We start from the raw sequence: 22,126 nt of genomic DNA on the forward strand, positions 1-22,126 counted from the left end.
ATGCCTGCACCGCCTAGCGAAAAGGCCGGCGGCTCGCCAGCCCCTTTAGCGCTGCAAAGATGAATGGCGGATGGCGCTGCCTAGAGCTTGGCGGCGACGTCGGCGGCGACCGCGGGCGTCACGAACTTGTCGATCGGCCCGCCGTAGCGCGCGATCTCCTTGACCAGCCTGGAGGCGATCGGTTGGAGCGAAACGTCGGCCATCAGGAAGACGGTCTCGATTTCGTCGTTCAGCTGCTGGTTCATGCCCGCCATCTGATATTCGTATTCGAAATCCGCGACCGCGCGCAGACCGCGCACGATCAGCGAGGCGTCCTGGCTTTGCGCGAAGTCCATCAGCAGCGAATCGAACGAGACGACGTCGATCTCGCCGGGCAGCCCCTCGACTTCGCGGCGAACCATGTCGAGCCGCTCCTCGACCGTGAACATGGGCGATTTTGACGGGTTGGTGGTGACCCCGATGACCAGCCGGTCGACGAGGTGCGCCGAGCGCCGGATGATGTCGAGATGCCCCAGCGTGATGGGGTCGAACGTGCCGGGATAAACGCCGATGCGCCGGGTCATATCAATGGTCCCTTTCCACCGCATAGCGGGCGATGGCGCGAAGCAGGTCCGCTTCCTTGCCGTGGCCCGAGAGATGTTCGATCGCCTGGTCGACGAGCATGTCGGCCTGCGCGCGGGCACGCTCCTCGCCGAGCAGCGAGACGAAGGTCGCCTTACCGGCCGCAGCGTCCTTGCCGACCCGCTTGCCCGCCTTTTCCTCGTCGCCGCCATGGTCGATCAGGTCGTCGGCGATCTGGAAGGCGAGCCCGACATTGCGGGCATATCCGTGATAGGGGGTACGCTTGTCGGCGGGTAGACGCGCCATGATGCAGGCGGCCTCGACGCAATATTCGATCAGCGCGCCGGTCTTCAACTGCTGGAGCCGCGTGATCGCGCCGAGGTCGAGCTGCTCGCCTTCGGCGACGAGGTCCATCATCTGCCCGCCGGCCATGCCCTGCGGTCCCGACGCCCGCGCCAGCGCGCGCACCAGTTCGGTGCGGACGGAGGGACGCTCGTGCGTGGCCTCGTCGGCGAGGATGTCGAAGGCAAGCGCATGGAGGCTGTCGCCCGCGAGCACCGCGGTGCATTCGTCGAACGCCTTGTGGACGGTCGCCTTGCCGCGCCGCAGGTCGTCGTCGTCCATGCAGGGCAGGTCGTCGTGGATCAGCGAATAGACGTGGATCGCCTCGATCGCGGTGCCGACGCGCAGCGCACGCTCCTCGTCGATCGCGAACAGGCGCGCGGCGGCCACGGTGAGGAGCGGACGCATCCGCTTGCCCCCGCCGATCGCGGCATGACCCATCGCTTCATAGAGGCGGTCGCGGCGATCGCCGGGCAGCGCGAGAATAGTCGTGAACAGCGCATCGACCTTGGCGGCGACGCGCGCGGCTTCCTCGCCCAGGAGCGGCGGAAGTCCGGCCACGGCCTCAGCCGGCATCGAACTGGGCGGCACCGCTCGGCTGCCCCTTCTCGTCGAAGGTCAGCTGTTCGATCCGCATGCGCGCATCCTTGAGGCGCGCCTCGCAATGCTTCTTGAGCGCTTCGCCGCGCTGGTAGAGCGCGATCGAGGCGTCGAGGCTCTCGTCCCCCGCCTCGAGCGAGCGGACGATGGTTTCGAGTTCGGCGAGCGCGGCCTCGAAATCGAGGCTCGCAACATCGGGTTTCTGGTCGGTCATGGCGCGACTGTGCCGAGGGACCGGCCCCGAATCAATGCTTGAACGGGTCCTTGATGCCCGGGACGATCTCGTCCGACCCGTCGTCGGCCTCGGCGGCCAGCGCGGCTTCGGCCTGGGCGGCTTGGCGCTCGCGCTCGGCGCGCAGCTGGCTGATCAGCGCTTCGCGGTCCTCGGCGCTCGGCGCGGTGTCGGCCACGGCGTTACCACTGGCCTTGGCCGCCTTGGCGACCGCGGCATCGAGTTCGCGCTGCGAGGTCAGGCCGAGGGTGACCGGATCCTTGGGCTGGATGTTGGCCATGTTCCAGTGCGAGCGGTCGCGGATCGAGGCGATCGTGGTACGCGTGGTGCCGATCAGCTTGGAAATTTGGCCGTCGGTGACGTCGGGGTGGTTCTTGATGATCCACGCGATGCCGTCGGGCTTGTCCTGGCGCTTGGAGACCGGCGTGTAGCGCGGGCCCTTGGTGCGCACCGGCGCGTCGTTCGCCTTGATGATGTGGAGACGATAGTCGCCGTCGGCCTGGCCCTTCTCGATCTCCTCGTGGGTCAGCTCGCCCGCACGGATGGGATCGCGCCCGGTCAGCTTGGTCGCGGCGGTATCGTCGGCAATCGCCTGCACCTCGAGGATGTGAAGACCGCAGAATTCCGCGATCTGGGTGAAGCTCAGCGAAGTATTGTCGACCAGCCAGGCGGCGGTAGCGTGCGGCATGAGGGGGTGGGCCACGGTGGATCCTCCAAAAACAATAAGGGCCGCCCCTCCCCGGGACGGCCAGCGTCGGGGGACGATGTAGGCTTTTCGCGCCAAGAGAGCAAGACACGCTTGAATTGCTCGTTGCGGACAGTTGCGGACACGTATCGAAAATTAACTGGTGTTAAAGATTCGACTCGTTAAATGGCATTTTCAAGAGTTGCGTTGTTCGGGAAGTTAATCGTGGAATTCCGCTTCAAGAAGATCGGCTGGTGGTCGAGGTTGCGTGTCAGCCTCCCCGACCACGCGTTCCACGTCTACCATGGCGGGCAATGGCTGGGTTACGTCTGGCGCGCGGGGCCTGGTCTGTGGCACGCCGACGTCGAGGCGGCCATGGAACAGCGCGCCAGCGTCAGCGGCGTCACGCGCGATCGCGCGGCCGAAGCACTCAAGGCGCGCGTGCTCGCGACCTCTGCCGGAACGGGTGAAGCCTAGGCCAGCGCCGCGTCGAGGTCGGCGAGGATGTCCTCTGGCGCTTCCAGGCCCACCGAAAGACGGACCAGCCCTTCCGAAATGCCGTGAAGCGCGCGCGCCTCGGGCGCGTAGGTCGAATGGGTCATCGAGGCGGGGTGCTGGATCAGCGTCTCGGCATTGCCGAGGCTGACCGCGCAATGGATCAGCTCGACGCGGCGGATGAGATCCATGCCGGCGCCCATGCCGCCCTTCAGTTCGAATGCGACCATACCGCCGAAATCGGCCATCTGGCGCTTGGCGACTGCGTGGCCCGGATCGTTTTCGAGGCCCGGGTAGAAGACCGTGTCGACCGCAGGGTGCGCGTCGAGCCAGCGCGCGACGATGCCGGCGCTGTGCGAATGACGCTCCATGCGCAGCGGCAGCGTCTTCAGACCGCGCATCACCAGCATGGCGGCCAGCGGGTTCATCACCGCGCCGGTCATGTCCTTGAGGCCCTTCATGCGGATCTCGCCGATCAGCTCGGCCGAGCCCGCGACGATACCCGCGACGACGTCGCCGTGACCGCCCAGATACTTGGTCGCGCTGTGCACGACGAGGTCGGCGCCGAACGAGATGGGACGCGTGAGGTATGGCGTCGCATAGGTGTTGTCGACGATGGTCAGCGCGCCGCCGCCGCGCGCCAGCGAAGACACGGCTTCGATGTCGACGATGCGCATATTGGGGTTGGCGGGCGTCTCGAAATAGACCGCGCGGGTTTTCGGCCCGATCGCTGCGGCAAGCGCGTCGAGATCGGTCAAGTCGACGTGGCGCACGACGATGCCGAACTTGGCGAGGCCTTCGTGGAGCAGCGCGTAGGTACAGCCGTAGAGCGTCTTGTCGGCGACCAGCTCGTCACCGGGCGACAGCAGCGTCCACAGCGCCGCCGAGATCGCGCCCATTCCAGAGCCGGTGCCCAGCGCGGCTTCGGCGCCTTCGAGCACCGCGATGCGGCGTTCGAGCAAGTCGACGGTCGGGTTGGAGATGCGCGAATAGATGTGGCCGCCTTCCTCGCCCGCGAAGCGTGCGCCGAGCGTTTCGGCGGTCTGGGTGGTGAAGGTCGAGGAGAAATGCACCGGGGCGCTCAGCGCGCCCTGTTCGTCGGCAGGATCGTACCCGGCGTGAATCGCCTCGGTCGCAAAAGCGCGGTCGCGGCGGCCTTCGCTCTTGGCGGCGGCTTGGTTCTCGCGGTCGATCATGTCGAAGAAATCGGTGGCCATTTCGGGCGACTCCATGGGTGATGATGCTGTTCGAAAGACAAAATATGCGCAATGTCGCAGCATGAGTGACCAATGATGTCTGGTTACTGCGTGAAATTTGGCATAACCTGCCAATCATGAAGCTGGACAAGACCGATATCGCCATCTTGCGCGCCCTCCAGGAGGACGGGCGCCAGTCGAATCTCGCCTTGGCGGAGAAGGTGCACCTCTCCCCCTCCCCCTGCCTGCGCCGCGTGCGCCAGCTCGAGGAAGCGGGCGTCATCCGCGGATACACCGCGATCCTCGACGAAAAGGCCTACGGGCTGCCGCTTACCTTGTTCGTGCGCATTTCGCTCGAACGCCATTCGAGCGAGGCGGTCGAGGGGTTCGAGGAGGCGATCGCGGGGCTCGAGGAGGTGGTCGAGTGCCACCTTCTAACCGGCAGCGCGGACTATCTCCTGCGCGTCGTCGTTGCCGACCTCGACGATTACCAGCGCTTCATGCGTGAGGAGATCCACCAAATTACGGGCGTGTCGTCGATCGAGACGAGCTTCTCCCTGAAGCGCGTCAAGGAAGCGCGCGTCTATCGCAAACCCTAAGTCGTCGTCAGCACGATCTTGCCGACATGGTCGCCCGCTTCCATCCGGGCGTGCGCCGCTCCGGCTTCTTCCAGCGGATAGGCCTTGTCCATGGCGGGGTGCAGGCGGTTGCCCTCGACATAGGGCCACACCGTCTCGAGAAGCGTGTCGCGCACCATGCCCTTATAGTCGAGGCCGCGCGGCCGCAGCGTCGAGCCGGTCAGGATCAGGCGGCGGCGCATCACGTCCATGATGTTGACGCTGGCCTCGGCGCCGCGCTGGAAGGCGATCGAGACGTGACGCCCGCCGAGCGCAAGGCAGGCCAGGTTGCGCGGGACATAGTCGCCGCCGACCATGTCGAGCACGACGTCGACCCCGCGCCCCTCGGTCATGTCCTTGACCCGGCTCTCGAACTCTTCGGTCCTGTAGTTGATCGCCTGGTTGGCGCCCAAATCGAGCGCCGCCTCGCATTTTTCCTCGCTGCCGCAAGTGACGATGACCTGCAGCCCGAACAGGCGCGCGAGCTTGATCGCCATCGTCCCGATGCCGCTGGTCCCGCCATGCACGAGGACGATGTCGCCGTCGGCGGCGAAGCCTCGTTCGAACAGGTTGGTCCACACGGTGAACAGCGTCTCGGGCAGCGCCGCGGCTTCTTCCATCGAAAGGATTTCGGGGACGTCGAGCAGGGTCTCGACAGGCGCGAGGCAATAGTCGGCATAGCCGCCGCCCGCGACAAGTGCGCACACCTTGCGGCCGATCCAGTGGGTCGCCCCCTCGCCTCCTGCGACCACCTCGCCCGCAATCTCGAGACCGGGCGTGTCTGGCGCGCCCGGCGGGGGCGGATAGAGGCCCATGCGCTGGAGCACGTCGGGGCGGTTGACGCCGGCCGCGGCGACGCGGACGAGCACTTCGCGAGGGCCCGGCCGGGGCACCGGCAGCTCGGCGATCTGCAACTGTTCGGGACCTCCGGGAGCCGCGATCGCGATCGCGCGCATCGTCGTGGGCAGGCTCAACGCGAAACTCCTAGCAAGACGTGAGTCGGCTTATTGACTCGGGGGGCGCACGGGTCAACGCTGCTGCCATGGACGAAGAAGACGACTTCCGCGCCGACGATCCCATCAACCTGCTCGGCAAGGAAGACCTCGACCCTCTCTCGCTCGCCGAACTCGACAGCCGCGTGGCGCTCCTGAAGGCCGAGATCGTGCGCACCGAGGCCCACAAGGCCGGCAAGTCCAGCCATCTCAGCGCCGCGGACGCCCTGTTCAAGAAATGAGGCGTGCGGGGGGCCTTTGCCGACCGTTTCGGGGCTCGCCCTTGATTGCCCCCGCCGCCCTCCCGATGTTGTTTGGGTAAGGAGAAGTCATCGATGCCCAGTTTCGCCCGTGAACTCGAACAGACGCTGCACAACGCCCTCGGCGAGGCGTCCAAGCGCCGCCACGAATACGCGACGCTCGAGCATCTCCTGATCGCGCTGATCGACGACGAGCATGCCGCGCAGGTGATGGCGGCCTGCGGAGTCGACCGCGAGGAATTGCGCGCGACGGTCAAGCAGTATCTCGACAGCGAACTGGGTGCGCTGGTGTCCGACAGCGCGACCGATCCCAACCCCACCAGCGGCTTCCAGCGCGTCGTCCAGCGCGCCATTCTTCACGTCCAGTCGTCGGGCCGCGACGAGGTGACGGGGGCGAACCTGCTGGTCGCGCTCTTCTCCGAGCGCGAGAGCTATGCAGTCTATTTCCTCCAGCAGCAGGACATGAGCCGGCTCGATGCGGTGACCTATATCAGCCACGGCGTGGGCAAGGGCGAGCCGAGCATCTCGGAGACGCCCGAGACCTCTTCCAACGACGAGCCGACCGAGACTAAGTCAAGCGACAAGAAGGAGAGCGCGCTCCAGCAGTTCACGGTGAACCTCAACCAGAAGGCCAAGGACGGCAAGATCGACCCCCTGATCGGGCGATCGAGCGAAGTCGACCGGACTATCCAGATCCTGTGTCGCCGCTCGAAGAACAACCCGCTCTATGTAGGCGATCCGGGCGTCGGCAAGACCGCGATCGCGGAAGGCCTCGCGCGCAAGATCATCGAAGGCGACGTCCCCGACGTGCTCAAGGAAGCGGTCATCTACGCGCTCGACATGGGCGCGCTCCTCGCCGGCACGCGCTATCGCGGCGACTTCGAGGAGCGGTTGAAGCAGGTCGTCACCGAGCTCGAGAAGATGCCCCACGCGGTACTGTTCATCGACGAGATTCACACGGTGATCGGCGCGGGCGCGACCTCGGGCGGCGCGATGGATGCGTCGAACCTCCTGAAACCTGCGCTGTCGTCGGGCGCGATCCGCTGCATCGGGTCGACCACCTACAAGGAATTCCGCAACCATTTCGAGAAGGACCGCGCCCTGCTGCGGCGCTTCCAGAAGATCGACATCACCGAGCCGACGGTCGAGGACACGATCAAGATCCTGATGGGCCTGCGGTCCAATTTCGAGGAACACCACAAGGTCCGCTACCTGCCCGATGCGATCAAGAGCGCGGTCGAACTGTCGGACCGCTACATCAACGACCGCAAGCTGCCCGACAAGGCGATCGACGTGATCGACGAAGTCGGCGCGATGCAGATGCTCAAGCCGCCGTCCAAGCGCAAGAAGACCATCGCGGTCGCCGACATCGAGGCGGTCGTGGCGACGATGGCGCGCATCCCGCCCAAGAGCGTGTCGACCGACGACAAGCGCGTGCTCGAGACGCTCGAGACCGACCTCAAGCGCGTCGTGTTCGGGCAGGACATCGCGATCGAGAAGCTCGCCTCCGCGATCAAGCTGTCGCGTGCGGGCCTGCGCGATCCTGACAAGCCGATCGGCAACTATCTCTTTTCGGGGCCCACCGGCGTCGGCAAGACCGAGGTCGCGCGCCAGCTCGCCTCGATCATGGGCATCCCGCTCCAGCGCTTCGACATGTCCGAATATATGGAGCGCCACGCGGTCAGCCGCCTGATCGGCGCGCCTCCGGGCTATGTCGGCTACGATCAGGGCGGCCTCCTGACCGACGCGGTCGACCAGCATCCGCACTCGGTGCTGTTGCTCGACGAGATCGAGAAGGCGCACCCCGACCTGTTCAACATCCTCCTTCAGGTGATGGACAACGGGCAGCTGACCGACCACCACGGCAAGACGGTCGATTTCCGCAACACTATCCTCATCATGACGACCAATGCGGGCGCTGCCGACATGGCGCGCGAGAGCATCGGTTTCGGCAACGTCACGCGCGAGGACGCGCAGGAAGACGCGGTCAAGAAGATGTTCACGCCCGAGTTCCGCAACCGTCTCGATGCGGTGGTCCCGTTCGGCTACCTGCCGCCCGCGGTGGTCGCGCGAGTGGTCGACAAGTTCATCCTCCAGCTCGAACTGCAGCTTGCCGACCGCAACGTGCACATCGACCTCGACGACAAGGCGCGCGAGTGGCTCGTCGCGAAGGGATACGACAAGCTCTACGGTGCTCGTCCGATGGCGCGCCTGGTGCAGGAGAAGATCAAGCAGCCGCTCGCCGAGGAACTATTGTTCGGCAAGCTTGTCGATGGCGGCGAGGTCAAGGTGTTCATCAAGGACGACAAGCCGGTCTTCGAGATCGTGCCGACCCCGCCCAAGCCCAAGCGCAAGCCGCCCGCGAAGAAGAAGCCCGCGGCCAGGAAGGCGGCGCCGCGCAAGAAGGACACTGCGGAAAAGTCCGGCGAATAGTCTTCACCGAGGCTTCACAGCAGCGGCGCGGCCGTTATGGTCGCGCCGTTTCTGTTTGTTGGAGCCTGCCTTGACCACTCGCCTGCTAGCCGCCGCCAGCCTCCTGGCGCTCGCCACCGCCCCCGCCACCGCGCACGATCCCTCGTTCGATCCCGACCGTCTCTCGACGCACGTGCGCACGCTGTCGTCCGACGCGTTCGGTGGCCGCGCGCCCGCGACCCCGGGCGAGCATCTGTCGGTCGGCTACATCTCGGGCGCGTTCGCGGCCGCCGGCCTCGAGCCGGGCGGCGACCTCGACGAGCACGGACTGCGTAGCTTCACGCAGGACGTCGTGCTCGCCCGCTCGACCATGGTCGACGAACCGCTCGTCGCCGCGACCATCGGCGGCGAGCGCGTCGGACTGGCCCAGGGCCAGGACGTCGCCGTGCGCGCCCCGATCAACGGCGAAGCGCACGTCCAGCTCGAGAACGTGCCGATGGTTTTCGTCGGCTACGGCACGACTGCACCCGAGCGCGACTGGAACGACTTCAAGGATGTCGACGTCGCGGGCAAAGTGATCCTCGTCCTCGTCAACGATCCCGACTTCGAAGGCGGCGAAGGCGATTTCGGCGGCAAGGAAATGACCTATTACGGCCGCTGGACCTACAAGTACGAGGAAGCCGCGCGCCGCGGGGCCGCGGGCGTCCTCGTGATCCACGAGACCGCGCCCGCATCCTATGGCTGGAACGTGGTCGCCAACGGCAACGAACAGACGTTCGACATCGTGCGCGAGGACCCCAAGGCCGCCCATGCCGGGCTCGAGGGGTGGATGCACGCCGACCTTGCCGACCGGCTGCTCAAGGCCGCGGGCACTAGCCTCGAGAAAGCCAAGGCCGCCGCGCGTCGCCGCGACTTCCAACCGCTGGAACTCGGCGCCGCGCTCGACGCGACCTTGCTCGCCGAGACCGACGAGGTCGTCACCAAGAACGTGGTCGGCATCCTGACCGGCAGCGAGGCCCCCGACGAGACGGTCATCTACACCGCGCATTACGACCATCTGGGAACGGGCGACGCGAACGCGGAAGGCGACACGATCTATAATGGCGCGCTCGACAATGCGACCGGCGTCGCGATGTTGATCGAACAGGCGCGTGCCTTCGCGCAGATGGGGCCGCAGAAGCGCTCGGTCGTGTTCATGGCGGTCGGCGCGGAGGAAAAGGGGCTGCTCGGCGCGAAATATTATGTCGCCAACCCGATCTATTCGCTCGCCAAGACCGCGGGCGTCCTCAACACCGACAGCCAGGGCGTGTTCGGACGTGCGAGGGACTTCTCGATCAGCGGCACCGCGCGGCTCGAATTGCTCGACCTGCTCGTCGGCGAGGCCAAGGCGATGGGCAAGGGCTTCACGCCCGACCCGCGACCGGAAGCCGGCGGTTTCTTCCGCTCCGACCATTTCGCGTTCGCGCTGGCCGGCGTTCCGGCGATCAGCTTCAAGGCCGGACAGGACCTTGAGGATGGCGGCGTCGAACGCGCCGAACAGATGGCGAGCAATTACGTCAGCCGACTCTACCACCAGCAGGACGACGAGTGGTCGTCCGACTGGAATTTCGAGGGCATCGCCCAGGACGCGCTGCTACTCCATCGCGTCGGCACGCGGCTTGCCAACGAACCGCTGTGGCCGAACTGGGCCGAGGGCAGCGAATTTCGCGCCGTGCGCGAGGAAAGCGCCGCCGATCGTCGATAAGCCATTGCCACCTCGCGCCCCGGTCGCCAGCCTCGCACGCGGTTGAACGACAGGGGACGAGGCATGGCGAAGGCGGGCAGAAGCGACTGGGTGCCCTGGGCGATCCTGGCAATCGTCGCGCTGGTACTCGTCGGGCTCGTGCTGGCCAACCGCCCGCCTGCCCCGCTTGCCGAAGGGACCGCCGCCACCGGTCGCCCACTGACCGCCGAGCAGCAATCGGTCGCGTTTCGCGCTGCCGATCTCACCATCGAAGTCTTCCCCGACGACAAGGCGATCGAGGGGCGGATGGTGATGGCGCTGCGCATCGACAAGCCGATCGAGCGGATCCAGTTCGACCTCGACGAGCGGCTCGCCATCTCGGTAATCGAAGCGGACGGCGCGCGGATTACTGACTTTACCCGCACCGACGGGCAGGTCGGCGTCCCCCTGCCCCGGCGCTACGAGGCGGGCGAGGCCCTCAGCCTGCGCATCGACTATTCAGGCAAGCCCCACGTCGCTGCGCGCGCACCGTGGGACGGCGGCTTCGTCTGGTCGCAGACGCCGGACGGTGCGCCCTGGATCGCGACCGCGGTGCAGGGCGAAGGCTGCGACCTGTTCTGGCCCTGCTTCGACAACAGCCTCGTCGAGATCGGCACGCTCGCGCTCCACGTCATCGTGCCCGAGGGCCTGGTAGCGCCCGCCAACGGTCGCTTCATGGGCAAGGAAGAGCTGCCGGGCGGCCGCGTGCAGTGGAACTGGCAGACGCGCGAGCCCAACAATTACGCCGTCGCGCTCAACATCGCGCCCTACGAGGAACTGAGCGGCAGCTACGAGAGCCGCTACGGCAACACGATTCCACTTCATTTCTGGTATTTGCCGGGCAACAAGAAGGGTGCCGAGGCGCTGTTCTCGACCTGGCCCGAGATCGTCGATTTCTTCGAGGAGACGGTCGGCCCCTACCCGTTCGGCGACGAGAAGCTCGCCGCGGTCGAGACCCCGCACCTCGGCATGGAGCACCAGACGATCAACGCCTACGGGCAAAAGTTCGTGCCCATTCCCGAAGGGTTTGACTGGCTGTTCCAGCACGAGCTCGCGCACGAATGGTTCGGCAACCAGCTGACCAACGAGGACTGGGACGACATGTGGCTGCACGAGGGTTTCGGCGCCTACATGCAGCCCGCCTTCCTCAAGTGGCGCGACGGCGAGGCGGCCTACCAGTCTGCAATGTGGAAGCAGCGCCAGACGATCATGAACCGCTTCCCCGTCGTCTCGGGCGAGCACCGGCTCGAGGATGAAGTCTACAACCCCGAAATGGGGCCCGGGCAGGACATCTACGTCAAGGGGAGCTGGGTACTGCACACGCTGCGCGGGCTGATCGGCGAGGACGCGTTTTGGACCGCCACGCGCCGGCTAGTCTACGGCCGCCCCGACCCAGTGCCCGGCAATTTCCGCCCCCGCTTCGGCACCACAAACGAGTTCGTCGAGATCGTCAGCGAGGAAGCGGGCCGCGACATGGGCTGGTTCTTCGATGCCTATTTGCGAAAGGCCCAGCTGCCGCGCCTCGCCAGCGAGCGGCAAGGTGGCGACCTTTTGCTGCTATGGCAGACGCCGGACGACATTCCCTTCCCGATGCCGGTCGAGATCAGCGTCAACGGCGAGAGGCGCACCGTGGAGATGGGGCCGGGCTGGAACCGCGTGGGCTTGCCCTCGCCCGAGGCGCGCGTCATTCTCGATCCAGACGCCCGCGTCCTGAAGTTTTCGGATGCGATCCACGCCTACCAGACCCACCTGGCGACACAAGGAGGCCACCCATGAGCCTTGCCTTCTACACCAATCCCCATTCGCGCGGGGCGATCGTGCGCTGGGCGCTCGAGGAAATCGGCTGCGCCTACGAGACGCGTCCCGTCCCCTACGGGCCGGAAATGAAGAGCGACGCCTATCGCCTGATCAACCCGATGGGGAAGGTCCCCGCCATCGTCCATGACGGCGCGGTGGTGACCGAGGTCGCGGCGATCTGCGCCTATCTTGCCGAGGCGTTTCCCGACGCGGGACTTGCGCCGACCGATGAGGAACGCGCCGCCTATCTTCGCTGGCTGTTCTTCGCGGCGGGTCCGCTCGAGGCGGCGATCACCAACAAGGCGATGGGCTTCGCCCCGACCGAGGAGCAGGGCCGGATGGCCGGCTACGGCAACTTCGAGACCGCCGTCGGGACGATCGAGCAGCATCTCGGCGCCGCGCCCTACGTGGCCGGCGACCGGTTCACCATGGCGGACGTCTATGTCGGCAGCCACATCCTGTGGGGCCTGCAGTTCGGCACGCTTCCCGAGCGCGACCATTTCAAGGCCTATGCGGCGCGCCTGTCGGGCCGCGAGGCGCTGGCGCGGGCGCGCGAGAAGGATGCGGCGCTGGCGCAGGAGATGGGGATGGCGAACGGCTAGTTGCGGTCGACGAAACCCCACAGCGCGCCGGGCTTGTACTGGCTCGCGTTGGCGGCGCGGAAGTGCGCCCGCCGGTTGCGGAAGTCGATGCTCATTTCGCTGAACGAGCGCAGCACGTCCATGCCCAGCAGCAAGGTCGGCCGGTCGGCCAGCCCCAACTCCTCGAAGGGTTCGGACAGCGCGAAGGCGATCGGCATGCGCAGGATCGTGATGCCGTCGATCTCGACGTCGCGCAGCAGCCCGTAGTCGATCGGCACGATCTCGCCGGTGACGGTCAGCATGGCGAGGCGGCGCAGGCGCTTGATCTTGCCCGACGCCATCAGTTCGCGCTTGAGCATCTGATTGCCGATCGAGATGCCGCTGCCGGTGTCGATCATCACGTCGAGCCGCGTCTTGCCGACCTGGGCGTTGGACATCACCATGCGCCCGTCGCGCTCGACCAGGTCGACGACGACCTCGTCGCGGCGCCCCTTGGTGCGGAACTTGGGCGCCTTGCCCAGCCGCATTTCCCGGTCGTCGAAATCGAACGTCACGAACTGGTCGGCGAGACTGTCGATGCCGAGCAGCCCGTCCGCGCCGATCGCGGCCTCGCGGAATTTCAGCGCCTCGAGGTCGTGGAGCACGCGGCGCGATACGCGGATGGAGGGGATGTTGACCGTTTCCACACTGGCACGCCCGGCAAAGCTCACGACCGTCTTCTCGCCGAGCGTCTCGTAGCCCAGGAGCCGCGCCGCCTCGGCCGAGATCGCGCTGCGCTCCGCTCCCGTGTCGATCATGAAGTCGAGTGTCTCGCCACCCGTCACCTCGATGGGCAACGTCATGCGATCGTGCGGATCGACCTGGAACTTGAGCAGGCGACCGTCCTCGATCGCCTCCTTGATCGTCTGGCTGTCATAGGCGGGCGGATCCGATGCGCTCGCCAAAAGGGCTCCCAGATACGCGAATGCCGCGGTCATGGTCATGGGCAGTCTCCTGAACCGTCAGTCTACCCCTGTATCGTCGCCTCGACAAAGTAACATTCCACGAAGGGCGGCGGAAGGCCGCGCCGCGCCAACGAAAAGGGCCCGGGAGTTTCCCCCCGGGCCCTCGAAGTCTCGCATGAGCGTACGACTAGTCGCGGCTGCCCATGAAGCTCAGCAGGAACTGGAACATGTTGATGAAGTCCAGATAGAGGCTGAGCGCACCCATGATGATCGCCTTGCCCATCATGTCGGTGCCGGCGACGTGGAAGTAGATGCTCTTGATCTTCTGCGTATCGTAGGCGGTCAGGCCCGCGAAGATGAGCACACCGATCGCCGAGATGACGAGGTGGAAGGTGCTCGACTGCAGGAACAGGTTGATGAGCATCGCGACCAGCAGGCCGACCACGCCCATCACCAGGAAGGTGCCGAAGCCCGACAGGTCCTTCTTGGTCGTGTAGCCGTAGAGCGACAGACCCATGAAGGCCGCGGTCACCGCGAAGAAGGTCTGCGCGATCGACACGCCGGTGAAGACCAGGAAGATGGTCGACATGGACAGGCCCATGAGCCCCGCGAACGCCCAGAATAGCATCTGCAGCGTCGACGTCTTCATGCGGTTCATGCCGAAGCTCATCGCGAAGACGATGGCCAACGGCGAGAGGATGATCAGCCAGCGCAGCGGGGTGACCATGACCTGCGCGGCCATGCCGCTCGAGGCGAACAGCATCGCGACGATGCCGGTCAGCAGCACGCCCGATGCCATGTAGTTGTAGACCTTGAGCATGTAGCTCCTCAGGCCCGCATCGCGCGCGGCGCGCGGTACGCCGACGGAAACGGCGGGGTCGAAGCCCTGCGTGCCCGTGCGTTCGTCGAACTGGTTCTGCATTGTCACTCCTTCGTCCGAAGACGTTCTTTCGCCCTCTGTTACGAGAGGCAATATCGGTGCCGGACGACAAATTTTCAAGGACGATCGCTCGCCATCGCACAACCCCGAGAAAAGGAATGGTAATTTAATTTATAGTTTAATTTTCTGGGCGTGATATTTAAGCTATAGTTTAATTTCTATTGCCTTGGCGAGCATGCTAGATGCCGGACATGCACCGTCTTTTCGTCGCCCTCCCGTTGCCGCCCGCGCTCGTCGATGCGCTGCTCGATGCGATGGACGGCGATCCCGAGGGCCTGCGCTGGGTGCCCGAAGAACAACTGCATTGCACGCTGCGATTCATCGGGCCGGTCGAACGTCCCCTCGCCAACGAAATCGCCGACGCGCTTGCGGGGTGTGTCGTGCCGTCCCCGACCATCGCGGTCGACGGCGTTGGCATCTTCGATCATCGTCGACATGGCGCGCTGTGGGCGCGGATCGTACCGAAAGCGGCCCTGCAGCCGCTCCATGCGAAGCTCGACCGGATGCTGGTGCGCCTCGGCCTCGAACCCGAGCGGCGCGCGTTTCTTCCCCACGTCACGCTGGCGCGCTGGTCGGGCGGCGCGATCGATGCGCGCGGTTGGGCCGCGCGTCACGCGGGCCTCACCTGCGCGCCGGTAACAGTAGATCGTTTCACCCTGTTCGAGAGCCGGCTCGGGCGGCACGGGCCGAGCTACGAGGCCATCCGCGAAATCCGCTTTGTCTCCGCATCGTGACGAATCCGTTCGCAGGCCCCATCGAATTGATATAAGTTAAGCCCGCTCGGGGGAGATTGGCGTTGATGTTGAGTGCGTTGGCCCTGATGGCGATGCAGGCCGGCGGTCCGCCGGTCGAGCCTGAAATCGTCGTCACGGGAGAGCGGTCGCGTCGCACGGTGCGCGAGACCGCATCGAGCGTCGCCGTCTTCTCCAACGAGCAGGTCGACGATGCGCTCGTCGATCGCGTCGAAACGCTCGTCGCCATCGTCCCCAACGTCCAGGAAGGCTCGGAAGGCATCGCCCCGGCAGTGCGCGGACTGGACGGCACCGGCCCGATGCGCGACCTCACTGCCTTCATCGCCGGCGTGCTCCCGCGGACGACCCTCCAGATCGACGGACGCGAATCCGATTATGCCGAACTCGTCTTCGGCGCGATGCCGCTGTGGGACGTCGCGCAGGTTGAAATGTTCCGTTCGCCGCAGATCGTCGCGCAGGGCCGCCCGACGGCAGGCGGCGCGATCTACGTCACGACGCGCGATCCGCGGTTCCGGTGGGAAGGAAGCGCGCGGGCCATGGGCTCGACCCATGACACGCTGAGCGGCGCCATCGCTGTCTCGCTTCCGATCGCCGACGAGGTTGCGGCGCTGCGCCTGTCGGGGGAATGGCGCGACGGGGAACCTTCGCTCTACTCCAACCCGATCCAGGTCGGCGCATCGCCCAACGAGGAACGCTCGCGCATCGCACGCGCCAAACTCCTGGTCAAACCGAACGGGATCGCGGGGGCGTTCCGGCTGACCTACGCGCACAGCGAGGGCCTGTCACCGCAGGGGGCCGGGATCCGACCGCCGTTCGAAGAACGTCGCGACGAGCGCGGATCGGGCGGCGTGTTCCGCACCCGCGTCGATGCGCTGAGCGCGGAATATGACGGCGCGCTCGGTGGCGGATGGCGCGGGCTCGTCATCGCGACGCGCGGCTGGTCGCGGATCCAGCGGCACGCCCCGCCTCGCTTCGGGGAGACGCTCACCTTTGCCGACGACTGGTCGATCGAGACGCGTGTGGAGCGGCAGTGGAACCGCACGTCGCTCGCATTCGGCGCGCACCATCTCGACCAGCGCAAGGACCAGCGCATCGACCTCAGCCGCGCGGTGGGTTTCGGCACGTTCGCGGACAAGAGGACTGCCAGCGGTGCCTATGTCGAACTCGGCCAGCAGTTGACGAGCCGGCTGGGCATGACGCTCGCCGCCCGGCGCCAGCGCGATCGCCAGCTACGGGTCGGAAGCTTCGCGCCGGAAGCCGCGTCGCTCGGGGTCGACGCGGACCTCAAGACCATGAGCTGGCAGCCCCGCCTGACGCTCGACTACGACCTCGATCCGGACTGGCGCATCGGATTGCTCGTCCAGCGCGCCTCGACGCCTCCCGGCGCGAGCGTCCCGCTCATCATCGGCGATGACGGACTGTTCGGCGGGGAGAAATTGCTCGACGCAGAGATCTACGCACGCGGCCGGTTCGCGAACGGTCGCGGTCGCGTTCAGTTCAACCTCTTCCGCTACTGGATCGAGGACTATCAGCGTCCGCTCACCGAAGCGCTCGCGATCCCCGACGTCCCGCCGATCTTCGTGTCGGAGGTCGTCAACGTTCCCGAGGCGAGGATCGGCGGGCTCGAGGCCGAATTCGGCTACCGGCTGTCGCCGCGGCTGGAGTGGACGGCGGCGATCGGTATGCTAACCAGCCGGATCGTCGACAATGGCGGGATCGACCGCGTCGCGGTGGACGGAAAGCTCGCGCGGACACCGGCCTTCAGCGGCAACACCACGCTCGCCTTTGCGCCGACCCAACGCTGGCGCCTGTCGGCGACGCTGCGCGGGTCGAGCGGCTATTACAGCGACGACGAGAATACGCCCGAGCTGCGCGTCGGAGGCGTGGTGTTCGTCGACGTGCGGGCGGAGCGGCGCTTCGGCAAGGCGCGGCTGAGCGTCTTCGCGCGCAATCTCTTCGACCGCTTCGCGCTCAAATATTACTACGCGTCAGACTACGCCTTCGCCCACGACCCGCGCGAGGTGGGTGTGGCGCTCGATTACGACTTCTGAGCGAACAGGAAGGCGTCGGGGCGCGTCCCCGTCTTTTTCCAGTAGTCGACTAGCCCCATGCCGGCCATCAGCGTCATGAATCGCGGGTCCCCGCGCAGCGCCACGCAGCCCGGGGTGAACAGCATCATCGTGCGCCGCCAGCCCATGTCGTTGATCGTCTCTGCGCGGGTCTTCGTCTGGACCTTGCCCGCATAAGGGCCACGACCGAGATAGTAGGCGTTGCACACGTCGAGCGCATCATCGAGATAGCCGAGGCTCGACAGGCCCATGACGGAAAACGACGCGTAGGACATGCCGAAGCCAACCTGCGAGAGTATAGCGTCGCGCGCGCGCTCGCTGCTGGCCTGTCCACCGTCGATCAACGCCAGCAGGAGCAGTTCCCAGTGCGGCTTGTTCTTGACGTTTGCGGGCACTGGATAGGTGTGGAGGAAGTCGAGTGCTTCCCTCGCCCTGCCGCTGAAGGCGAGGATGATGAGCCTCGAGTGCCAGAAGATCGGGTGGTTGGGCCACAGCGAGAGCGAACGGGTCATCACCTGTTCCGCTTTTCCGTTGTCGCCGAGGATCCAGTGCTTGAGCGCGCCTCTATAGTGTGGGGTGACGCTGAGCGGATCGAGCGAGAGGGCGATCTCGTTATGTTCGAACCCGTCGCTCACCCGACCGACCGACTGGAAGAGCAGGGCCAAGGAATTGTGGGCGAAGAAATTGTCAGGGTGATCGTCGAGGACGCGGAGCAACGCCTTTTCTTGCGAAAGCCAGTCGCCATATTCCGGGCGCAGCGTTGCCAGCGCGACGCGCGCATTTCCCTCCTTGTCGTCGAGCTGGAGCGCACGGCGCGCAGCGCGCTGAGCGGCCTCGAGCGCGAGGGTCACCTTGTCGGGCCCGCCATTCTCGACCTGCATGCGATAGGCCATCGCCAGGAGCCCCCACGCGCGTGCACTGCGATCGTCGATCCTGGCGGCTTCGGTAAAGGCCTCGATCGCGCGATCTTCGGTGCCGGGCATGGCCCTGCGCAATACGTCGAGCCCGCGTTCGATCGCGCGCTGCGCCTCGGGAGACGGCGCGCGTTCGCGTGACGCGAACCAAGTTCCCCCTGCGACGACCGCCAGCGCCGCCGGGCCACCGAACAGGAGCCAGCGGCGGTCGTAGCCGGTTTCCGCATCGTCATCGCCGAGCGGCTGCGGCGAGGTGGGCCCTTCCCCGATGACCGACAGCCGGTAACCGGTGCGCGGCACGGTCTCGAGATCGAAGGCACCCGGCGCAAGGTCGAGCGCCTTGCGGACCCCCGAGACCGCGCGGTTGAGACTGTCGTCGCCGACGGCGACCCCGCCCCATACCTGTTCGAACAATTCCTGCCTGCTGACGACCTTGCCCGCGTCCCTTGCAAGGAGGACGAGCACCTGCATTACGCGCGGTTCGACGGCGCGCTGTTCCTCGTGCGCGATGACCAGGCGCCGCGACGGACTGACGACGAGCGGTCCGAACCCGAAGTCGGCTTCTTCCACGAGATCCGCGGGACGCAGCATCACACCCCCTTACGCACGACCGTCACCAGTTCGTCAGCCCATCATCATGGGCCATCGGCTCCTCACGGGCAAGATGAGCCGACGAAACACGAAGGAGTGACGATGATGGGGATGATGGGAAAATTGCTGGTCGCCGCCTCGGCGCTGGCACTCGCCTCGTGTGGCGGCGGATCGGGGTCGGGGGTCGCGTCGACTCCGCGGGCACCGGTGGCGCCGACACCCGAACCCGCGCCGGCCCCCGCGCCGACGCAGGCCGAGCTCGACAACATCATGGAAACGAGCAGCACGAAGGACATCGAGTTCGATGCCGCCGGCTACTATCTCGACAATTCCGGCAAGCTTGTCGAAGGCGAGTTCAAGGTCAGTTACGACGCGAGCGCGAAGACCTATCGCATCGAGCTGCCCGACCATTCGCCCGGCAATTACCAGGGCTTCCAGATGAACGACGAATGGCGCTCCGGCGGCGTCAATGTCGGCACCAGCGAGGGTGTCGGAATTCAGTTCAAGACCATGCCGGATTCGTCCTGGTGCCCCTGCAGCACGATCGCCCTCTATTCCGACAGCGACTATGACGACTATGGCGCCTTTGCGATCGGAGTGCGCGCCCTTCCCTCGCAAGTCCTGCCGCATGGAAGCGCGCACTTCGCGCTCGATCTCGCGGGCGTCACCGAAGACCCGTATTACGATCTCGTCTTCGGCAATGGCGACATGTATTTCGACGTCACCGAAGGAACGCTCACTGGCCATCTCGCCCCCCAACTCCTCAGCACGGGGGGCGCAGGGGACCTTATCCCGCTGGGCACGTACGACTTCGTCAACACGGTCTATTCGTTCGGAAGCGTCGATTTCTCCGGCAAGCTCAGGAACGACGCCAACGGCCTGACCGGCGTCTTCAGCGGCTTCTTCTCCGGGGCCGGCATTAACGTCATGGGCAACTGGCAGGCGGACTTCCGCAACCCTGACAACGGCAACACCTACAAGATGGGCGGCGGCTTCGTCGGGTTCGACATCAGCGGTCCGTAAGCCGCGCCCTCGGCAAATCATCGGCGGATCATCATTCAACCGACGGCGCGGCCCGCCGAACGTCTCAGGCAACACGCATCATGTGACTGCGAGTGTGGGAGGAAGTGATGAAGCATCTAAGAACCATCGTTTGGCTGACGGGTTGCCTGGCCGTGACGGGCTGTGGCGGAGGAAGCGGCGGCACCGGTCAGGTCGGTCGCGTGCTCCCTACTCCCGCCCCGCCGCCGCCGCCGCCCTCGGATGTCGGGACATTCGCGGACGTCTTCTCCCTCGACAAGTCGACCGATCTCGCAGCCTTCGGGTACGACATTCGCTGGAAGACCGGAGGCGCCGACGTCTCCGACGACGTCTCGGTGCACTACGATGCGGCACAAGGCGCCTACATCGTCGAGCTGCCCTATCACGGATCGGGGGGCTTCTACGTCGACGAGGACTACGACACGAGCTGGTACGGAACCCTGGCCAACCCGGCCGCCCCGACCGAGCGACAGAACGTGGAACTCTATGTCGAAAAGCCGCTCCTGACCTATCAGAACCTGGAGTACAGCACGATCGCTTACCTGTCGGCCAACGACCAGAGTGCCGGATATCTGGTATTCGGCGTCCCGACCCTTGCCAGCGACATGCCCGTCACAGGTTCGGCGACCTATGCTGCGAACGTGACCGGACTGGCCGTGGGTGGCGGCTATATCGGGGGCACCGCCGACTTCTTGTTCAATTTCGGTGCCGGGAGCCTCTCCGGCGCGATGGAGGTGAGCGCGTACGACGCCTGGGATGGCTACTTCATCGGCACGTACGACTTCGTGAACACGGTCTACTCGACCGGATCGACGACCTTTTCCGGCGGGCTCAAGGACAAGTCGACCAACCTGGCCGGCACCTTCAACGGCGCATTCACGGGCACCGGGGCCGCGGAACTGATCGGGCAGTTCGAATTCCAGTTCCGCGACACCTACACGTCCGACCTCCTGACGGCCTACGGCGTGTTCAACGGCAAGAAGCAGTAGAGTTCGCGATGCTGTTTGCGCTGGTTCTTGCGAGTTCGGCCCCGCCGACGATCATGCCGGTCGATACCGCGCCGTCGTCCAGACAGGTCCGCACGGATGCCCAGTCGTTGCTGCGGCTGGGGCTGGAAGTCGAGCAGGCAGGACGGACGGGCCAGGCCGAGACAATCTACGAGGCGCTGCTTGCCGATCCCGAGCCGGCGGTCCGCAAGGCTGCCCGTTTCCGCCTCGCCGTCATGGCGCGCGAAGCGGGCCAGACGAGCGAAGCCGCGCTGCACCTGCGCCGCCTGCTCGACGACGACCCCGGTTTCCTCGAGGCGCGGCTCGGCCTCGCCTCGATGCTGGTCGAGATTGGCGACGAGGACGCGGCCCTTCGCGAACTGCGCGCTGCTCAGGCCGCGGGGCTCCCGCCGCAGATCGCGCGTATGGTCGACCGGATGACGGACGGGCTGCGTGCGCGCCAGCCCTTCCTCGGCCGGTTCGAGTTCGCCTTCGCACCCGACAGCAACGTCAATGGCGCGACCCGCCTCGACACGCTCGACACGGTTATCGGCGACTTCTCGATCACCGAGGAATCGAAGGAACGCAGCGGCATCGGGGTGGCATTGCGCGGCAACGTCCAGGCACAGGTCGGCCTCGGGGGATCGGCGCGGCTCGTCGGCACGGCCGCGACCAGCGCCAACCTCTACCGCAAGTCCGACTTTTCCAACTACGCGCTCGACATGGGGGCAGGACCGCGGCTCCAGCTCGGCCGCACGCGGCTGGCGCTCGAAGGCGGGCTGGGCAGGCAGTGGCTCGGGGGCGAACCGGTGCGCGACTATTGGCGCATCGGGGTGATGGGCCAGCATCCACTGTCGCGAACACTGCACGGCGGGCTCGGGGCGAGCCTGGTCGGCGTCGACAACAAGCGCAATGCGCTGGAGGATGGCAAACGCTACGGGCTGAACGCCTCGCTCGAAAAGGCGCTAAACCCGGTGACCGGCATCGGCCTGTCACTTGGCGGTGAACGTGCAGCCCTGGCCGACCCGGGCTATTCGAACTGGTCGTGGCAGGCGCGCGCCTTCGCGTGGCGCGACTGGGGCCGCACGACGCTGACTGCGTCCATGTCGCTGAGCGGGCTGGTGACCGACGAGCGACTGTCGCTGTTTCCCGACAAGCGCCGCGACAAGGGCCGCCGAGTCGAGCTCGGCGCGGTGTTTCGCCAACTCGACCTGTTCGGCATGGCGCCTTTCGTGCGCGTCTCGAACGACCGCAATGCGAGTACCATCGCCTTTTATGACTACCGCCGTACCCGCGCCGAATTCGGGCTAGCCCGCGCCTTCTGACGCTTGAATTCCTGCCGCCCGCAACCCATCTG

At 66.0% G+C, this 22,126-nt stretch carries 21 protein-coding genes; 12 read left to right on the forward strand and 9 right to left on the reverse strand.

Going from position 1 to position 22,126, the window contains the following annotated elements; all coding sequences use genetic code 11:
- Positions 1 to 80: 80 nt before the first annotated feature.
- Genes coaD through NNY25_RS09635 form a run of 4 tightly spaced genes read right to left on the reverse strand, consistent with a single transcriptional unit; the run spans position 81 to position 2,423 of the window.
- A complete protein-coding gene (gene coaD / locus NNY25_RS09620) occupies positions 81 to 563 on the reverse strand; it encodes a pantetheine-phosphate adenylyltransferase (protein ID WP_265571148.1) in 483 nt (160 codons plus the stop codon).
- A gap of 1 nt (position 564) precedes the next feature.
- Complete coding sequence (locus NNY25_RS09625) at positions 565 to 1,479, reverse strand: polyprenyl synthetase family protein (RefSeq protein ID WP_265571149.1); 915 nt, start codon at positions 1,477 to 1,479, stop codon at positions 565 to 567.
- Positions 1,469 to 1,717 (reverse strand): exodeoxyribonuclease VII small subunit, encoded by a 249-nt coding sequence (locus tag NNY25_RS09630; RefSeq protein WP_265571150.1) that lies wholly within the window; start codon positions 1,715 to 1,717, stop codon positions 1,469 to 1,471. Before NNY25_RS09630 ends, NNY25_RS09625 begins: the two co-directional genes overlap by 11 nt.
- A gap of 31 nt (positions 1,718 to 1,748) precedes the next feature.
- The gene (locus tag NNY25_RS09635) at positions 1,749 to 2,423 is read right to left on the reverse strand and encodes a DUF1013 domain-containing protein (protein WP_265571531.1); all 675 of its coding nucleotides are present in this window, start codon (positions 2,421 to 2,423) and stop codon (positions 1,749 to 1,751) included.
- Between the two features lie 222 nt (positions 2,424 to 2,645).
- Here NNY25_RS09635 and NNY25_RS09640 point away from each other — a divergent pair, with 222 nt between their 5' ends.
- Complete coding sequence (locus tag NNY25_RS09640) at positions 2,646 to 2,897, forward strand: hypothetical protein (RefSeq protein WP_265571151.1); 252 nt, start codon at positions 2,646 to 2,648, stop codon at positions 2,895 to 2,897.
- Here NNY25_RS09640 and megL read toward each other — a convergent pair.
- Complete coding sequence (gene megL, locus NNY25_RS09645; protein WP_265571153.1) at positions 2,894 to 4,132, reverse strand: methionine gamma-lyase; 1,239 nt, start codon at positions 4,130 to 4,132, stop codon at positions 2,894 to 2,896. The two genes, NNY25_RS09640 and megL, sit on opposite strands and share 4 nt — an antisense overlap.
- Before the next feature lie 116 nt (positions 4,133 to 4,248).
- On the opposite strand from megL, the gene NNY25_RS09650 reads away from it, so the two are divergent.
- Positions 4,249 to 4,710 (forward strand): Lrp/AsnC family transcriptional regulator, encoded by a 462-nt coding sequence (locus NNY25_RS09650; RefSeq protein WP_265571154.1) that lies wholly within the window; start codon positions 4,249 to 4,251, stop codon positions 4,708 to 4,710.
- On the opposite strand, the gene NNY25_RS09655 is transcribed toward NNY25_RS09650, so the two are convergent.
- Positions 4,707 to 5,684, reverse strand: a complete 978-nt coding sequence (locus tag NNY25_RS09655; protein ID WP_265571533.1) for an NAD(P)H-quinone oxidoreductase — start codon at positions 5,682 to 5,684, stop codon at positions 4,707 to 4,709. The two genes, NNY25_RS09650 and NNY25_RS09655, sit on opposite strands and share 4 nt — an antisense overlap.
- An 86-nt stretch (positions 5,685 to 5,770) precedes the next feature.
- Between NNY25_RS09655 and NNY25_RS09660 the strand changes: the two genes are divergently transcribed.
- The 5 genes from NNY25_RS09660 to NNY25_RS09680 all read left to right on the forward strand — a co-directional run bounded on the left by NNY25_RS09660 (position 5,771) and on the right by NNY25_RS09680 (position 12,553).
- Positions 5,771 to 5,962, forward strand: a complete 192-nt coding sequence (locus tag NNY25_RS09660) for a DUF1192 domain-containing protein (RefSeq protein WP_265571155.1) — start codon at positions 5,771 to 5,773, stop codon at positions 5,960 to 5,962.
- Positions 5,963 to 6,055: 93 nt separating this feature from the next.
- Positions 6,056 to 8,413: an ATP-dependent Clp protease ATP-binding subunit ClpA gene (gene clpA / locus NNY25_RS09665; RefSeq protein ID WP_265571156.1), complete on the forward strand. Its 2,358-nt coding sequence runs from the start codon at positions 6,056 to 6,058 to the stop codon at positions 8,411 to 8,413.
- A gap of 70 nt (positions 8,414 to 8,483) precedes the next feature.
- A complete protein-coding gene (locus NNY25_RS09670) occupies positions 8,484 to 10,136 on the forward strand; it encodes a M20/M25/M40 family metallo-hydrolase (RefSeq protein ID WP_265571158.1) in 1,653 nt (550 codons plus the stop codon).
- Between the two features lie 63 nt (positions 10,137 to 10,199).
- The gene (locus NNY25_RS09675) at positions 10,200 to 11,930 is read left to right on the forward strand and encodes a M1 family metallopeptidase (RefSeq protein WP_265571159.1); all 1,731 of its coding nucleotides are present in this window, start codon (positions 10,200 to 10,202) and stop codon (positions 11,928 to 11,930) included.
- Positions 11,927 to 12,553, forward strand: coding sequence for a glutathione S-transferase family protein (locus tag NNY25_RS09680; protein ID WP_265571160.1), 627 nt, complete (start codon positions 11,927 to 11,929; stop codon positions 12,551 to 12,553). The genes NNY25_RS09675 and NNY25_RS09680 overlap by 4 nt, the downstream gene beginning before the upstream one ends.
- On the opposite strand, the gene NNY25_RS09685 is transcribed toward NNY25_RS09680, so the two are convergent.
- Entirely contained in the window at positions 12,550 to 13,515 is a 966-nt protein-coding gene (locus NNY25_RS09685; RefSeq protein ID WP_265571161.1) for an aspartyl protease family protein, read from the reverse strand. The two genes, NNY25_RS09680 and NNY25_RS09685, sit on opposite strands and share 4 nt — an antisense overlap.
- 148 nt (positions 13,516 to 13,663) lie before the next feature.
- Complete coding sequence (locus NNY25_RS09690; RefSeq protein ID WP_265571163.1) at positions 13,664 to 14,398, reverse strand: Bax inhibitor-1/YccA family protein; 735 nt, start codon at positions 14,396 to 14,398, stop codon at positions 13,664 to 13,666.
- Positions 14,399 to 14,607: 209 nt separating this feature from the next.
- On the opposite strand from NNY25_RS09690, the gene thpR reads away from it, so the two are divergent.
- Positions 14,608 to 15,150, forward strand: a complete 543-nt coding sequence (gene thpR / locus NNY25_RS09695) for an RNA 2',3'-cyclic phosphodiesterase (protein ID WP_265571164.1) — start codon at positions 14,608 to 14,610, stop codon at positions 15,148 to 15,150.
- Positions 15,151 to 15,215: 65 nt separating this feature from the next.
- Entirely contained in the window at positions 15,216 to 17,219 is a 2,004-nt protein-coding gene (locus NNY25_RS09700; protein ID WP_265571165.1) for a TonB-dependent receptor, read from the forward strand.
- Here the strand turns inward: NNY25_RS09700 and NNY25_RS09705 are convergent.
- Complete coding sequence (locus NNY25_RS09705; protein ID WP_265571166.1) at positions 17,207 to 18,742, reverse strand: winged helix-turn-helix domain-containing protein; 1,536 nt, start codon at positions 18,740 to 18,742, stop codon at positions 17,207 to 17,209. The two genes, NNY25_RS09700 and NNY25_RS09705, sit on opposite strands and share 13 nt — an antisense overlap.
- Positions 18,743 to 18,844: 102 nt before the next feature.
- Here NNY25_RS09705 and NNY25_RS09710 point away from each other — a divergent pair, with 102 nt between their 5' ends.
- The 3 genes from NNY25_RS09710 (at position 18,845) to NNY25_RS09720 (ending at position 22,094) form a co-directional block, all read left to right on the forward strand.
- Entirely contained in the window at positions 18,845 to 19,765 is a 921-nt protein-coding gene (locus NNY25_RS09710; RefSeq protein ID WP_265571167.1) for a hypothetical protein, read from the forward strand.
- Positions 19,766 to 19,872: 107 nt separating this feature from the next.
- Positions 19,873 to 20,772 carry a HupA family protein gene (locus NNY25_RS09715; protein ID WP_265571168.1) on the forward strand — a complete coding sequence of 300 codons (900 nt, stop codon included), beginning with the start codon at positions 19,873 to 19,875 and terminating at the stop codon, positions 20,770 to 20,772.
- An 8-nt stretch (positions 20,773 to 20,780) separates the two neighbouring features.
- Positions 20,781 to 22,094 carry a surface lipoprotein assembly modifier gene (locus NNY25_RS09720; protein ID WP_265571169.1) on the forward strand — a complete coding sequence of 438 codons (1,314 nt, stop codon included), beginning with the start codon at positions 20,781 to 20,783 and terminating at the stop codon, positions 22,092 to 22,094.
- Positions 22,095 to 22,126: the final 32 nt, after the last annotated feature.

The organism is Sphingomicrobium nitratireducens, assembly GCF_026157035.1.
GTDB classification, from domain to species: domain Bacteria; phylum Pseudomonadota; class Alphaproteobacteria; order Sphingomonadales; family Sphingomonadaceae; genus Sphingomicrobium; species Sphingomicrobium nitratireducens.

Bases quoted from the DNA above. Each gene is read 5' to 3' on its own strand.
- NNY25_RS09690 (WP_265571163.1), bottom strand. From the start codon at position 14,398: ATGCAGAACCAGTTCGACGAACGCACGGGCACGCAGGGCTTCGACCCC.
- NNY25_RS09650 (WP_265571154.1), top strand. From the start codon at position 4,249: ATGAAGCTGGACAAGACCGATATCGCCATCTTGCGCGCCCTCCAGGAG.
- NNY25_RS09715 (WP_265571168.1), top strand. From the start codon at position 19,873: ATGAAGCATCTAAGAACCATCGTTTGGCTGACGGGTTGCCTGGCCGTG.
- thpR (WP_265571164.1), top strand. From the start codon at position 14,608: ATGCACCGTCTTTTCGTCGCCCTCCCGTTGCCGCCCGCGCTCGTCGAT.
- NNY25_RS09625 (WP_265571149.1), bottom strand. From the start codon at position 1,479: ATGCCGGCTGAGGCCGTGGCCGGACTTCCGCCGCTCCTGGGCGAGGAA.
- NNY25_RS09705 (WP_265571166.1), bottom strand. From the start codon at position 18,742: ATGCTGCGTCCCGCGGATCTCGTGGAAGAAGCCGACTTCGGGTTCGGA.
- megL (WP_265571153.1), bottom strand. From the start codon at position 4,132: ATGGCCACCGATTTCTTCGACATGATCGACCGCGAGAACCAAGCCGCC.
- NNY25_RS09635 (WP_265571531.1), bottom strand. From the start codon at position 2,423: ATGCCGCACGCTACCGCCGCCTGGCTGGTCGACAATACTTCGCTGAGC.
- NNY25_RS09710 (WP_265571167.1), top strand. From the start codon at position 18,845: ATGATGGGGATGATGGGAAAATTGCTGGTCGCCGCCTCGGCGCTGGCA.
- NNY25_RS09700 (WP_265571165.1), top strand. From the start codon at position 15,216: ATGTTGAGTGCGTTGGCCCTGATGGCGATGCAGGCCGGCGGTCCGCCG.
- coaD (WP_265571148.1), bottom strand. From the start codon at position 563: ATGACCCGGCGCATCGGCGTTTATCCCGGCACGTTCGACCCCATCACG.
- NNY25_RS09685 (WP_265571161.1), bottom strand. From the start codon at position 13,515: ATGACCATGACCGCGGCATTCGCGTATCTGGGAGCCCTTTTGGCGAGC.
- NNY25_RS09660 (WP_265571155.1), top strand. From the start codon at position 5,771: ATGGACGAAGAAGACGACTTCCGCGCCGACGATCCCATCAACCTGCTC.
- NNY25_RS09630 (WP_265571150.1), bottom strand. From the start codon at position 1,717: ATGACCGACCAGAAACCCGATGTTGCGAGCCTCGATTTCGAGGCCGCG.
- NNY25_RS09655 (WP_265571533.1), bottom strand. From the start codon at position 5,684: ATGCGCGCGATCGCGATCGCGGCTCCCGGAGGTCCCGAACAGTTGCAG.
- NNY25_RS09675 (WP_265571159.1), top strand. From the start codon at position 10,200: ATGGCGAAGGCGGGCAGAAGCGACTGGGTGCCCTGGGCGATCCTGGCA.
- NNY25_RS09680 (WP_265571160.1), top strand. From the start codon at position 11,927: ATGAGCCTTGCCTTCTACACCAATCCCCATTCGCGCGGGGCGATCGTG.
- clpA (WP_265571156.1), top strand. From the start codon at position 6,056: ATGCCCAGTTTCGCCCGTGAACTCGAACAGACGCTGCACAACGCCCTC.
- NNY25_RS09720 (WP_265571169.1), top strand. From the start codon at position 20,781: ATGCTGTTTGCGCTGGTTCTTGCGAGTTCGGCCCCGCCGACGATCATG.